At 65.5% G+C, this 12,340-nt stretch carries 12 protein-coding genes and 1 pseudogene; 8 read left to right on the top strand and 5 right to left on the bottom strand.

Going from position 1 to position 12,340, the window contains the following annotated elements; all coding sequences use genetic code 11:
- Together U5782_RS39520 and U5782_RS39525 are read left to right on the top strand one after the other, a co-directional pair.
- On the top strand, positions 1 to 199 hold a 199-nt coding region (locus tag U5782_RS39520), incomplete at its 5' end, for an electron transfer flavoprotein subunit alpha/FixB family protein (protein ID WP_322049297.1).
- Positions 189 to 1,040: a CoA ester lyase gene (locus tag U5782_RS39525; protein ID WP_322049298.1), complete on the top strand. Its 852-nt coding sequence runs from the start codon at positions 189 to 191 to the stop codon at positions 1,038 to 1,040. The genes U5782_RS39520 and U5782_RS39525, both read left to right, overlap by 11 nt.
- Positions 1,041 to 1,072: 32 nt before the next feature.
- On the opposite strand, the gene U5782_RS39530 is transcribed toward U5782_RS39525, so the two are convergent.
- Complete coding sequence (locus U5782_RS39530; RefSeq protein WP_322049299.1) at positions 1,073 to 1,546, bottom strand: VOC family protein; 474 nt, start codon at positions 1,544 to 1,546, stop codon at positions 1,073 to 1,075.
- 280 nt (positions 1,547 to 1,826) lie between these two features.
- On the opposite strand from U5782_RS39530, the gene bfr reads away from it, so the two are divergent.
- Positions 1,827 to 2,303: a bacterioferritin gene (gene bfr / locus U5782_RS39535; RefSeq protein WP_167053010.1), complete on the top strand. Its 477-nt coding sequence runs from the start codon at positions 1,827 to 1,829 to the stop codon at positions 2,301 to 2,303.
- On the opposite strand, the gene U5782_RS39540 is transcribed toward bfr, so the two are convergent.
- Positions 2,296 to 2,559: a hypothetical protein gene (locus U5782_RS39540; RefSeq protein WP_322049300.1), complete on the bottom strand. Its 264-nt coding sequence runs from the start codon at positions 2,557 to 2,559 to the stop codon at positions 2,296 to 2,298. The two genes, bfr and U5782_RS39540, sit on opposite strands and share 8 nt — an antisense overlap.
- Positions 2,560 to 2,787: 228 nt before the next feature.
- Here U5782_RS39540 and U5782_RS39545 point away from each other — a divergent pair, with 228 nt between their 5' ends.
- From U5782_RS39545 to U5782_RS39555, 3 genes are all read left to right on the top strand, one after another.
- Positions 2,788 to 4,212: an RAD55 family ATPase gene (locus U5782_RS39545; RefSeq protein ID WP_322049301.1), complete on the top strand. Its 1,425-nt coding sequence runs from the start codon at positions 2,788 to 2,790 to the stop codon at positions 4,210 to 4,212.
- Positions 4,213 to 4,276: 64 nt separating this feature from the next.
- Positions 4,277 to 4,660 (top strand): response regulator, encoded by a 384-nt coding sequence (locus tag U5782_RS39550; RefSeq protein WP_322049302.1) that lies wholly within the window; start codon positions 4,277 to 4,279, stop codon positions 4,658 to 4,660.
- A 94-nt stretch (positions 4,661 to 4,754) separates the two neighbouring features.
- On the top strand, positions 4,755 to 7,010 hold the full coding sequence (locus U5782_RS39555) for a GAF domain-containing protein (RefSeq protein WP_322049303.1): 2,256 nt from the start codon (positions 4,755 to 4,757) through the stop codon (positions 7,008 to 7,010).
- A gap of 25 nt (positions 7,011 to 7,035) precedes the next feature.
- Here U5782_RS39555 and U5782_RS39560 read toward each other — a convergent pair whose 3' ends face one another.
- Entirely contained in the window at positions 7,036 to 7,929 is an 894-nt protein-coding gene (locus U5782_RS39560; protein WP_322049304.1) for a LysR family transcriptional regulator, read from the bottom strand.
- A 181-nt stretch (positions 7,930 to 8,110) separates the two neighbouring features.
- Between U5782_RS39560 and U5782_RS39565 the strand changes: the two genes are divergently transcribed.
- Entirely contained in the window at positions 8,111 to 9,571 is a 1,461-nt protein-coding gene (locus U5782_RS39565; RefSeq protein WP_322049305.1) for an amidase, read from the top strand.
- 84 nt (positions 9,572 to 9,655) lie between these two features.
- Positions 9,656 to 11,158 carry a short-chain fatty acid transporter gene (locus tag U5782_RS39570; RefSeq protein ID WP_322049306.1) on the top strand — a complete coding sequence of 501 codons (1,503 nt, stop codon included), beginning with the start codon at positions 9,656 to 9,658 and terminating at the stop codon, positions 11,156 to 11,158.
- Between the two features lie 60 nt (positions 11,159 to 11,218).
- Here U5782_RS39570 and U5782_RS39575 read toward each other — a convergent pair whose 3' ends face one another.
- Together U5782_RS39575 and U5782_RS39580 are read right to left on the bottom strand one after the other, a co-directional pair.
- The gene (locus tag U5782_RS39575; protein ID WP_322049307.1) at positions 11,219 to 11,965 is read right to left on the bottom strand and encodes an SDR family NAD(P)-dependent oxidoreductase; all 747 of its coding nucleotides are present in this window, start codon (positions 11,963 to 11,965) and stop codon (positions 11,219 to 11,221) included.
- Positions 11,966 to 12,062: 97 nt separating this feature from the next.
- Positions 12,063 to 12,296, bottom strand: a pseudogene (locus U5782_RS39580) (alpha/beta fold hydrolase); the annotation flags it as partial.
- Positions 12,297 to 12,340 lie beyond the last annotated feature (44 nt).

Consider the following 12,340-nt stretch of genomic DNA (forward strand, 5'->3'; position numbering starts at 1 on the left):
GACCGGCAAGATCGTCGCGCCGCAGTTGTATATCGCGGTGGGCATCTCGGGCGCCATCCAGCATCTCGCCGGCATGAAGGACTCGAAGGTCATCGTCGCGATCAACAAGGACGAAGAAGCGCCGATCTTTGGCGTGGCCGATTACGGCCTCGTCGGCGATCTGTTCACAGTCGTGCCGGAGCTCGGACATGCCCTCTGAGCGTCAGGACGCGTTCTTGCCGCAGTCCTATCTGTTCGTGCCGGGCAGCCGCCCGGAGCGCTTCGAGCGCGCGCTGGAAAGCGGGGCGGACGCCGTCATCATCGACCTCGAAGACGCGGTCGAGCCCACTGCGAAAGCGGCGGCGCGCGAGAACATCGCGAACTGGGTCTCGCGCAAGTCACCCGTGCTGGTGCGCATCAACGGCCGCGCGACGCCGTGGTTCGAGCAGGACGCGAAGCTGGGTGCGCTCGACGGCGTGGCGGGTATCGTCTTGCCGAAAGCCGAAAGCGCCGAGGACGTCACGGCCACGATCGCGCTGGCACGCCGCCGCGTGCCGGTCTATCCGCTGATCGAAAGTGCGCAGGGCATGTGGAACGCCATGGACATCGCGAAGGCGCCGTTTGTGAAGCGCCTGATGTTTGGCACGCTCGATTTCATCGCTGAAATGGGCATGCCCGACGACGGCGAACCGCTGAACCACTATCGCTGCCAGCTTGCGTTGATCTCGCGCGTGGCGGGCATTGATACGCCCGTAGATGGTGTCACGCCCGATATCCAGGACGTCGCGCGTATCGGGCACGATGCGCTCAACGGCAAGCGGCTCGGCTTTGGCGCGAAGCTCTGCATTCACCCGAAGCAGATCGACGCCGTGCATGGCGTCTACCGGCCGGGCGAGCAGGAACTGGCCTGGGCGGCGCGCGTGGACGAAGCCGCGCGCCACGCCGGCGCGGGCGCGATCACGGTGGACGGCAAGATGGTCGATCGCCCTGTGTTGTTGCGGGCGCAACAGATTCTCGCGCTTGCCGCAGCGCTCGCATCCCGCCAGGCGGGCGCCGAATAGACAGACCGGGCGCGCACACGGCGCGCCCCTTATTACCCCGCCGCCGCGCGTTCGATCGCGGCGATATCGATCTTCTTCATCTGCATCATTGCCTCCATCGCGCGACGGCCCGCGGCCTTGTCGGCGCCGCTGATGAGTTCGAGCAGGCGTCTGGGCGTAATCTGCCACGCGAAGCCCCAGCGGTCCTTGCACCAGCCACAAGCGATTTCCGCGCCGCCATTGCCGACGATGGCGTTCCAGTAGCGATCGGTCTCTTCCTGGGTATCGGTCTGCACCATGAAACTGATGGCATCGTTCGGCGCGTGACCGGGTCCACCGTTCAGTCCTACGAAGCGTTGGCCGAGCACCGTGAATTCCACCGTCAGTTCGTCGCCCTGGCCAATACCTTCGATGGGCGAGACGTTGCGCGCATCGACGTGACTATCGGGAAAGGTTGCCGCGTAGAACTGCGCCGCCTCGCGCGCGCGGCCTTCATCGAACCACAGGCACGTCACCAGTTCAGCCATTGTTTTCTCCTTTGAGCCATGAACCCGGACCTTCGATGATAGCCCGAAGCGCAAAACGCACCACCAGGGTGCGCCTCACGCAGAGAGGGACCGAATCGATTTTTTGCGCACCCACGGGGAAACAGGCGTAACGCAATCGCAGGAAAGAAGAATGCTTATCGTTGGCACTCCCGTTCATGCAGTGCGCGCGCGGAGTGTCTATCCTCTTGCTATGCGTCTCACTGAAGCAGCGAAAAGCGAAGCACCACAAAAAGTCTGAATAATCGATCTGGAGAGAGTCATGCAATCCGATCCCAAAGTTATCGCCTTGCTGAACGCCGAGTTGAAGAACGAACTCACGGCGATCAACCAGTATTTCCTGCACGCGCGGCTCTACAAGCATTGGGGGCTCAATGCGCTCGGGAAACACGAGTACGACGAGTCCATCGAAGAGATGAAGCACGCGGACAAGATCATCGAGCGCATTCTGATGCTCGACGGTCTGCCCAATCTCCAGGACCTGAGCAAGCTGCTGGTGGGCGAGGACGTGAAAGAGGCGCTCGAATGCGACCTCAAGCTCGAACGCATCGCGCAGGCGCAATGCAAGGAAGCGATCGTCTATTGCGAATCGGTGCGCGATTTCGTTTCGCGTGAGATCTTCGTCGAAATTCTCGACGACACCGAAGATCACATCGACTGGCTGGAAACCCAGCTCGGGCTGATCGACAAGGTCGGCCTGCAAAACTACCAGCAGTCGAGCATGGGCTCGCTCAGTTAAGGCGTGGTTCGCCCGACGCGGGCCTGCACGGCAACGCAGGGCGGCGGGCACCAGGAAGGTGATGTGTCGTGCGCGCGAGCGTCGTGCAGGCGCTGGCGCTGTGCTTGCACGCCTGCCCGGCGCGATGCAGCGCAATCTCGATGGCGCCGGCCTTCAGTAAGGCCCACTCCCCGCCGATCTCCTCGACCAGCAGGAACGAAAAATGCGCCTGATAAATGCGCTTTAATCGATCGACATCCTGAACATAGAGGATCAATCTCGACACTCAATCGGCATGCGTGTCGGTGATTGCATCGCGCGCGTCGAGCACCGCTGCATTGCACGCCGCCGCGGCTTGCCGCCTCGCGCGAGGCGGCCCGTCTGGGGCCGTCCCGGTCAGTCGCCATGAGCGCGACCTTTGCCCCATAATGCACATTCAAGCGCGCCGGCGCGCCAGCTCCCTGCCGTGCCTCCGGCCATCCACTTCGACGAATCAGCTCACGCGATGCCTCAGACTCTGACGCGGTTGCACAGTGATGTCCCCGGGCTCGACCCTATCCTGGGCGGCGGCCTGATTGCCGGGTCCGCCTACATCCTGCAAGGGCGGCCGGGCGCCGGCAAGACGATCCTCGCCAACCAGATCGCCTTCGCCCAGGCGAAGCAGGGCGGCAAGGTTCTCTACATCACGCTGCTGGCCGAATCGCACGAACGGCTGTTCCAGTCGCTCGCGACACTCGCGTTCTACGATGCCGAACTCGTCGGCAAGGAAGTCTCGTACCTGAGCCTGTTCCGCACGCTGCGCGTAGACGGCCTGAGCGCGCTCGTCGACCTGCTGCGCAAGGAAATGGCGCGCCAGGGCACGTCGATGCTGATCCTCGATGGTCTGCTCAATGCACGCGAGAGCACGCATAGCTCGCTCGACGTGAAAGCGTTCGTGGCCGAACTGCAAGGGCACGCGGCGTTCAGCGGCTGCACGGTGCTGTTCCTGACCAGCGCCCGCATCGACGAATCGAGCCCCGAACACACGATGGTGGACGGCGTGCTGCAACTGGAGGAGGAGCTATTCGGCTCCCGCACGGTGCGGCGCATGCGCGTGTCGAAGTCGCGCGGCAGCGCCTCGCTGGGCGGCTTGCATCACTACGAGATCAGCGATGCGGGCATCACCGTGTATCCGCGCCTCGAATCGCTCTATGGCCGCCCCGTGGGGCAGGACCACGCGCCCAGCAAGCGGGTGTCGAGCGGCGTGGACGAACTCGATCTGCGCATCAAGGGCGGCCTGCCCGCGTTCTCCGCTACGGCGGTCGTGGGCCCCGGCGGCAGCGGCAAGACCAGCTTCGGCCTGAATTTCCTGCGTCTGGCGACGCCCGAGGAGCCCGCGTTGCACTTCGGCTTCTACGAGACGCCGGCGCGTCTGGCCAGCAAGGCGGCTGCGCTCGGCATCGACATGGATGCGTTGCTCGCCTCGGGCGCGTTGACCGTGCTGTGGAATCCGCTGACCGAGAACGTCATCGACAGCCTCGCGTACCAGTTGTTCGACGCCGTGCGGGCACGCCGTGTGCGGAGTCTGGTGATAGATGGTCTCGCCGGTTTCGAGCGGGCGAGCGTCGACGGCCACCGCTTCACGGAGTTTCTTGCCGCCCTCACCAACCAGCTTCGCGTCATGGATGTCACGACCGTGTGCACGTGGGAGACGAAGGAACTGAGCGCGACGACCATGAATACGTCCTCGCCCGAAGCGTTGAGCCTGTTCGACAACGTGATTGGCATGCAGCTCGAAGAGGCTGACGACTCGCTATATCAGAGCATGAAGGTGATCAAGATACGGGACAGCGCGTTTGCGCCCGCGCTGACCAAGCTCATTATTCCAAATGCCACCTCGGTATTGATCAGGGATGCCAGCGCAGCAGTCTCCGACAAACCATCCCTCTGAAAGCAGTCGCCGCATGGTTAGTGAGCCCCTTGGGGCTCGCGGCAGGGAACGAGAGTGAGCCGGAATGACGACCATCGTTGTAGTCGACGACGAAACCCTGATCACCGATTTTCTCGCCTTCTTCCTGGAGGACGCGGGTTATATCGTGCATGTCGCCCGTAATGGCGTGGACGGACTCGACCTGATCGGCCGCGTCGTGCCCGATCTCGTGATCACGGACTACATGATGCCGGCCATGTCGGGGCTCGAGCTGGCGCGCGCGCTCAAGGCGAACGAGGCGCTCGCCCATATTCCCGTGATTCTTTCGAGCGCGGCGCTCGGTGCTTCGGCGCGCGCGCATCCCACCTTGTTCGCGGCGATTCTGGACAAGCCTTATCCCGCGCAGAAACTGCTGAAGACGCTCGTCACACTGCTGGACGCGCGGGATGGCGCGCCCGGCGACGAATGAGCGACCTGCGCGCGCCGCCGGTCTGCACAAACTGTCGGGCAACGAACTGGTAAAGCGCACCGGCTTCAAGGACAATCGCGGACAATACCGGAACATGACGGCAGGCCTTCCACCGGCATACACGCGCGGACATCATCACGAAGTGGACAAGCCCGAGATCAACGAAATCGTCGCGAACTGCGACAGCGAGCCCATTCATCTGCTGGGCCGCATCCAGCCGCATGGCGCGCTGCTGTGCTTCGACGCCCAGGGGCGTCTGATCGCGCGCAGCGCCAACGCGTTCGCGTGGCTCGGCCCGTTGCCCGACATCGGCGAGGCGATCACCGACGCGCATCTGAGCCCGCTCTCGCGCCAGACGATCCGCGCGGCGCTCGCCGACCGCGCGATGACGAGCGAGAGCGTCGAATGCAAGGGCGTCACCGGCGAGCGCTTCGACCTCATCATGCATTGGTCGGGCGACACGCTCGTGGTCGAATTCGAGCAGATCAGCCTGAAATCGCCGGCCGCCACGCAGTTCGCCCTGTTCGCGCAGCGCGCGATCCAGCGTTTGCAGGCCGCGCGCCATGACGACGTGCCGCAACTGCTCCAGGCCGCGGCGGAAGCGATCCGCGCGATGACGGGCTTCGACCGCGTAATGGGCTATCGCTTCATGGCCGACGGCAGCGGCGAAGTGATCGCTGAAGCGAGGCGCGATGACCTCACGCCTTACTTGCAGCAGCGCTATCCGGCAAGCGACATCCCGCAGCAGGCGCGGCGGCTCTACGTGCTCAATCCGATCCGCCAGATCGCCGATGTCAATGCGCAGACCGTGCCGATCGAACCGGCCCTGCATCCGCAATCGGGCGTGCCCTTCGACCTCAGCTATTCCGTGCTGCGCAGCGTCTCGCCGATCCACCTGGAGTATCTGCGCAACATGGGCGTGGCGGCGTCGATGAGCGTGTCGATCGTGCGCGATGGGCAACTCTGGGGCCTGTTTGCGTGCCATCACATGTCGCCGTATCGCGCCTCGCATGCGGTGCGCCTCTCGTCGACCGTGCTCACCCAGGTGGTCTCGATCCTGATCGCGCAGATCGAGGCGCAGCATCGCGCCGAAGCCGACCGCCGCATTCACGAACTGCGCACGCGCATCGCGGGCGAACTCGCGCAGGCCGAATCGCCGCTCGCCGGCCTCGTGCGCGCCGCGCCCGAGATCGCCGCGCTGGTCGATTGCGAGGCCGTGGCGCTGGTGGTTGACAACGAAGTCGTGATGCGCGGCAAGGCCACGGCGGCGAGCCGCGAAACCCTGCTCGAACTCGCGCAGCATGTGGCGCAGACGCGCGTCGACCAGTTCGCCAGCGCCTGCGTGGGCGAGACACTGCCGCAGCCGTTGGCGCACGGGCTGGCGGCGGGCCGCGTGGCGGGTTGCCTCGCGATCCAGATGCTGGGCGACAGCCGCATCACGATCATCTGGCTGCGCGACGAACTGGTCGAAACGATCCACTGGGCCGGGCCGCCCGACAAGGTCGTGGCCCAGGGGCCGAACGGCCCGCGCCTCACGCCGCGCGGCTCCTTCGAAGTCTGGAAGCAGACTGTGACGGGCCGCAGCCGTGACTGGACGGAATTCGACCAGCTGGCCGCGCGCGAACTGCGCTCGATCCTCCAGGAAATCGCGCTGGTGCAGATGCGCGAATCCGAACGGGCGCGGACTACGCTGCTCGCGACGCTCGGCCACGACCTGCGCGACCCGATCCAGACCATCAACATGGCGATGCTGTTGATGGGGCGGGGCCTCGCTTCGGGCAACGACACGGTCAAGCGCGTGGAGGGCTCCACGCGCCGCATGCAATCGCTGATCGGCTATATCCTCGACGTGAGCCGCATTCGCTCGGGCATGGGGCTCGGCCTGAAGCGTGTCGATGTCTCGCTGCGCGACCTGCTGGAGTCGGTGGCGGAGCAGACGCGCCTGGCGCATCCGGGCATGGCGCTAGAGATGCAGATTGCCGATGACCTGGGCGACGCGAACATCGACGCCGATCGCCTCGCCCAGGCCATCGCCAATCTGCTGGGCAATGCGCGCAAGCACGGCGATGCGCGCTCGCCGGTTACGCTCACTGCGACCCTTGCGCAAGGCGGGCCGTGCATCGAGATTCGCAACGCGCTGCGGGAGCGCCCCGCCGTGCCGTTCGAACGCCTGCTCGATCCGTTCAAGAGCGGCTCGCTCGACAACCCTGCCAATCGTGGCGGCCTGGGTCTGGGCCTCTATATCGCGCAAGCGATCGTCAAGGGCCACGACGGCACGCTCACCGGGACGTTCACCGACAACGAGGCCGTTATCCGCATCGTGTTGCCGAGTGAAGCGGCGAGCGATTGAATGACGATGGTTGCGCCCGCAATCATCAAGCCGCGTCGTCCAGCGTCCAGATGCGTCTGAGTGTGGCCAGCGCGGCCTGAATGGCCGGATCTTCGTCGCGGCCTTCGGGCCACGCGAAGACCAGTTGCGTCGTGCACGCATGCTCGCCGAAGCAGACCGCCTCACCGGCCGCGCAGGCTTCGTCAGCCAGCGCCTCGCGCAGCAGCCCCACGCCCACACCCGCCGCCACGAGCGAACGCATTAGCTGTTCGTGATCGGCTTCCACCGTTTCGACGGGCTTGATGCCCGTGTCGCGCAGGATTGCTTCTAGCAGTTCGCGATGCCCGCTGCGGGGCGCCATGCGAATCCACGGCAGCGCACTCAACTGATCGAGCGAGTCGCCGTCGAAGCGATCGGCCCACGCCGCCGGCACGACGAGGCGAAACGTCATGCGATCGAGCACCAGCGTGCGGACATTCGGCAGCGCGCGGTTGCTCACGAGGATCGCGCAATCGATTTCGGCGCTGCGCAGCGCGTCGAGCAGCCAGCTCGTACGTCCCACCTGCAAATCGATCTTGAGCCCCGGATGCGCCGCGACCATCTCGCCGAGCAGGCTGCCCACGCGCAGCACCGCTGGATCGAGCATGACGATGCCGATGCGCAGGCGTCCGTCGATCTGCCCGCGAAACGCCCGTGCGGCATGCACGAAGTCGCCGAAACTTTCGATGGCGTGTTCGGCTTTCGCGAGCAGCGCCTCGCCGCTTTGCGTGAGCACGACCGATGTGGTGGTGCGCGACAGCAGCCGCACGCCGATCTCTTCTTCGAGGCTGCGCAGTTGCGCGCTCACGGCGGGCTGCGTGATATGCAGCACTTCCGCTGCCTTGGTCACGCTCGCGAGGCGCGCCACCGTCACGAAGGTACGCAGTTGCCGGATGTCCATGTGCGTGGGCCTCGTCGCTCAGAAAGCGGGCTTATGAACTTCATCGCGAGAAGTGATTTCCCCGCGTACGAGGCGCTGATTATTCTTGATCGAAACCGCGCGGGCAACTGGACATATTCCCTGGACACAGCACGAAAGCGCGCCCGCACCCCTTTCCGTCATGCATGAGGAGCAGGAGACCATGAGCACCATCGACACGATTCGGCCTACTGAAACAGGCACGGATGCGCTGTGCGCCTTGAGCGCGAGCGCCGCTGTGGATCTGCTGAAGAAACGCGAGATCTCGCCGCTCGATCTGGTCGACGCGGCCATCGCGCGCATCGAGCGTGTCGATCCCGTGGTGAACGCGTTGCCGATTCGCCGCTTCGAGGCGGCGCGCACACAGGCCCGGGATTTCCCGCGCGCCGATCCGCAGACCGCCGCCGCGCCGGGCTGGCTGGCGGGGCTGCCCATCGCCGTGAAGGACTATAACGATGTGGCTGGATTGCCGACCACCTATGGATCGCCGATCTACGCGGGCAACGTGGTCCAGCACTCGGACCTTACCGTCGCCAACCTCCAGCGCCAGGGCGCGATCGTACTCGCCAAATCGAACGTGCCCGAATTCGCGGGTGCGAACACCTTCAACACGGTGTTCGGCGCGACGCGCAACCCCTGGAACCCGGAGTTGAGCGTGGGCGGTTCGTCGGGCGGCTCGGCAGCCGCGCTGGCGGCAGGCATGGTGTGGCTCGCCACCGGCAACGATCTGGGCGGCAGCCTGCGCATCCCCGCGAGCTATTGCGGCGTGGTGGGCATGCGGCCGAGTGTGGGGCGCGTGCCGCGTCCCGTTTCGGTGCTGCCCTACGACCCGCTCTGGGTCGAGGGGCCGATGGGCCGTTGCGTCGCCGATGTCGCGCTCATGCTCGACGCGCAGGCGCATTTCGATGCGCGCGATCCGCTTTCCTGGCCGCGCGCGAGCGTGCCCTTCGTCGAAGCGGTGCGCCATGCCCGCGCACCGGCGCGCGTGGGCTTCACGGCCGATCTCGGCATCGGCCGGGTGGAGGCCGAGGTCGCGCGGATCTGCCGTGCCGCGACGCAACGCTTCGCCGCGATGGGCGCACACGTCGACGACGATCACCCGGATTTCAGCGGCGGCTTCGAAGCGTTCCAGACCTTGCGCGCGAACCTCGTTGCCGCCGTGCGCGGGCCCTTGCTCGACGCGCATCGCGAGCGCATCTGCCCCGAGATTATCTGGAACGTCGAAAGGGGCTTGCAGCAGGATGGCGTGGCCATCGCGCGCGCCGAGCGTCTGCGCGGCGAACTGTTCAATCGCGTGTCCGCATTTTTCGGCGAATACGACGTGCTTGCCTGCCCGACGGTCGCGGTCGCGCCTTATCCCGTCGCGCAGCGCTTCCCCGTGGAGATCGACGGTACGCCGCTCGACTCATATATCGACTGGATGTATCTCACCTTCGTGCTCACGCTGACGGGTTGCCCGGCCATCTCGGTGCCGGTGGGTCTCACCGCCGATGGCCGTCCCGTGGGCCTGCAATTGCTCGGCCGCCCGCGTGGCGATTTCGAGCTGCTCGGCGCGGCGCAGATGCTCGAAGCCTCGCTCGATATGGCGGCGCGTGTCCCGCGCGTTCCGTGCACGCCGGGCTGACGCATGCCTGAACGCCGTCCCGGGCCTCGTGCCTGGGGCGTTGCCGCCCGCGCAATACCGTCGCATTCCGTCTGGAGAATCGCCATGTCCGCCGATATCGACCGCGCGCTTGCGCGTGCTGAGCGTGTTGTGCCCGCTGCTTCTTTTGCTGATTTAAACGATTCGGATAGCGAATCAATTGAGCGGGCGCCGCTATTTGAAAGACTCGCACTTCGCATCACCGCCTGGTGCGAGAAGTGGTATCCGGATGCCTATGTATTCGTCGCGTTCACGGTGCTGGTGGTGGCGCTGGGCGCAATGGCGATGGGCGCGTCGCCGCGCGCGGTGTCGGTGGCGTTCGGCAACGGCTTCTGGAGCCTCATTCCCTTCACCATGCAAATGGCAATGGTGGCGATCAGCGGCTACGTGATCGCGAGTTCGCCACCCGTCGCCCGGCTCGTCACGCGAGCCGCGCAGGTGCCGAAGAGCGGCCGCGCCGCCGTGGCGTACGTCGCCTTCATCAGCGTGCTGACCTCGTTGCTGCATTGGGCGATCAGCCTGGTCTTCGCGGGGCTGCTCGTGCGCGAACTGGCGCGCCGCGCCGATCTGCGCATGGACTATCGGGCGGCCGGGGCCGCGGCTTACCTCGGGATTGGCGCGACGTGGGCGCTGGGGCTCAGTTCGTCCGCGGCGCAGTTGCAGGCCAATGCCGCAAGCATTCCCGCCACATTGCTACCCATCACCGGCGTGATTCCCTTCAGCGAGACCTTGTTCCTTTGGCAGAGCCTCGTCATTGCCGCCGTGCTCGTGACGAGCTCGACGCTGATCGCCTGGTGGACCGCGCCCGCGCCCGAACGGGCAAAGACGGCGCAGCATTTGGGCATCGCGCTCGCGCCGATCGAAAACCCCTTGCCCCAACGCGAGCGTCCCGGTGAATGGCTCGAATACAGCCCCGCGCTCACGCTCGTGCTGGTGGCGCTCGGCGCGGGCTGGCTCTGGAACGAGTTCGCCACCAAAAACTGGCTGGCCGCGATCTCGGGGCTCAACACCTATAACCTGCTGTTTCTGCTTGCGGGCATGTTGCTGCACTGGCGCCCGCGCAGCTTCCTGCAAGCGGTGTCGCGCGCGGTGCCGGCGACGGCCGGCGTGCTGATCCAGTTCCCGCTCTATGGGGCCATCGCAGGCATGCTGACGGGCGCGCACGGCGCAAGCGGGGAAACGTTGAGTCACCTGCTGTCGACGTTCTTCGTGAGCATCGCTTCGACGCATACCTATGCGCTGCTGATGGGCGTGTATTCCTCGGTGCTGGGCTTTTTCGTGCCCTCGGGCGGCGGCAAATGGATCATCGAAGCGCCGTATGTGATGGAGGCCGCGAACCGCCTGCATGTGCATGCGGGCTGGGCCGTGCAGATCTATAACGCGGCCGAGGCACTGCCCAATCTCATCAACCCGTTCTGGATGCTGCCGCTGCTGGGCATTCTCGGATTGAAGGCGCGCGATCTTGTCGGCTTCACGTTCGCGCAGTTTCTTTGCAGCATGGCGATCGTGCTCACGCTGCTTTCGCTGCTGGCGCCGACCCTCGTCTGGCATCCGCCAGTACTGCATTGAGCTTGGGCTACAGAAACGGGTGGTGCCTCTTCACGATGCGCCCACCCGCCATTTCCCGCATCAAAGCTTCGAACCGCCATCGACGCGCAGCGTATCGCCCGTCACCCAGCGCGAGTCGTCCGAGGCCAGGAAGAGCGCTGCGCCCGCGATATCGTCGGGTTGCGCGACACGCATCATCGCCTGCATGCCGAGCGTGAAATCACGGCCCGCATCGGTTCTGGCGAAGTTCGACATATCGGTTTCCACCACCCCCGGCGCGATCGCATTGACGCGAATGCCGCGCTCGCCGAGCGCCTGCGCGAAGTGCTTCACCAGCGTATCGATAGCGCCCTTGGTGGCCGCGTAGGCGGACAGATTGCCGACCGCCGCGTGCGCCGCGAGCGAGGAGAGCAGCACGACGCTGCTGCCGTCGCCGAGCACCGGCAGCAACTGCTGCACGAGGAAGAACGGTGCGCGCACGTTCACGGCGAACAGATCGTCGAAATCGGCGAGCGTGGTTTCCTCGATCGTGGCGGCCTTCGAAATGCCCGCGTTCGCGATCACGATGTCGAGTCGTTCGCCTACGTGTTCGCGCACCTGCCGCGCGAGTTCGTGCGGGCCTTCGGCGTTGCGCAAATCGGCGGCGATGGGTTCCGCCAAGCCACCCGCCGCACGGATCGCGGCGACCACTTCGTCGGCGGCGCTTTTCGCGTTGCCGTAGTGCACCAGCACGCGTGCGCCCTGGTTCGCGAGCGAGATCGCAATGGCGCGGCCGATGCCGCGTGAAGCGCCCGTTACGAGCGCGGTCTTGCCAGTCAATGTAGCCATGATGAGACTCCTTGCAGTGTGATTGCGGATGAGCGGGGCGTCAGGCTTGCGACGCCGCGTCTTGAGCGAGGAAACGATCGACGTCGGCGACGAAGCGCTCCGGCACGGTGCCCGAGGTGCTGGCGATGCCGGCGTTGTTGAAGAGGATGACCTCGCGCTGCTGCGCGAGGCCGTCGGTGACGGCGGGGTCCCAGTGATCCATCGTGCCGGTGAAGTGGATGTTCATCACGAGCGGCACGCCTTGCGGGTTGCCGAAGCGGCGATACGCGAAGCGGATGCCGTTGGCTTCCACGTATTGGGTCGGGGCGCTTTGGTGGGTATGGCGGGTCATGGCGGTGTCCTTGAGGATGCGGTTTGCACGGAATTGCGGGAGCC

Source organism: Paraburkholderia sp. J67 (genome assembly GCF_905220265.1).
Taxonomy (GTDB): domain Bacteria; phylum Pseudomonadota; class Gammaproteobacteria; order Burkholderiales; family Burkholderiaceae; genus Paraburkholderia.

Coding starts and splice junctions, on each gene's coding strand:
- U5782_RS39525 (WP_322049298.1), top strand. CDS start 189: ATGCCCTCTGAGCGTCAGGACGCGTTCTTGCCGCAGTCCTATCTGTTC.
- U5782_RS39530 (WP_322049299.1), bottom strand. CDS start 1,546: ATGGCTGAACTGGTGACGTGCCTGTGGTTCGATGAAGGCCGCGCGCGC.
- bfr (WP_167053010.1), top strand. CDS start 1,827: ATGCAATCCGATCCCAAAGTTATCGCCTTGCTGAACGCCGAGTTGAAG.
- U5782_RS39545 (WP_322049301.1), top strand. CDS start 2,788: ATGCCTCAGACTCTGACGCGGTTGCACAGTGATGTCCCCGGGCTCGAC.
- U5782_RS39550 (WP_322049302.1), top strand. CDS start 4,277: ATGACGACCATCGTTGTAGTCGACGACGAAACCCTGATCACCGATTTT.
- U5782_RS39555 (WP_322049303.1), top strand. CDS start 4,755: ATGACGGCAGGCCTTCCACCGGCATACACGCGCGGACATCATCACGAA.
- U5782_RS39560 (WP_322049304.1), bottom strand. CDS start 7,929: ATGGACATCCGGCAACTGCGTACCTTCGTGACGGTGGCGCGCCTCGCG.
- U5782_RS39565 (WP_322049305.1), top strand. CDS start 8,111: ATGAGCACCATCGACACGATTCGGCCTACTGAAACAGGCACGGATGCG.
- U5782_RS39570 (WP_322049306.1), top strand. CDS start 9,656: ATGTCCGCCGATATCGACCGCGCGCTTGCGCGTGCTGAGCGTGTTGTG.
- U5782_RS39575 (WP_322049307.1), bottom strand. CDS start 11,965: ATGGCTACATTGACTGGCAAGACCGCGCTCGTAACGGGCGCTTCACGC.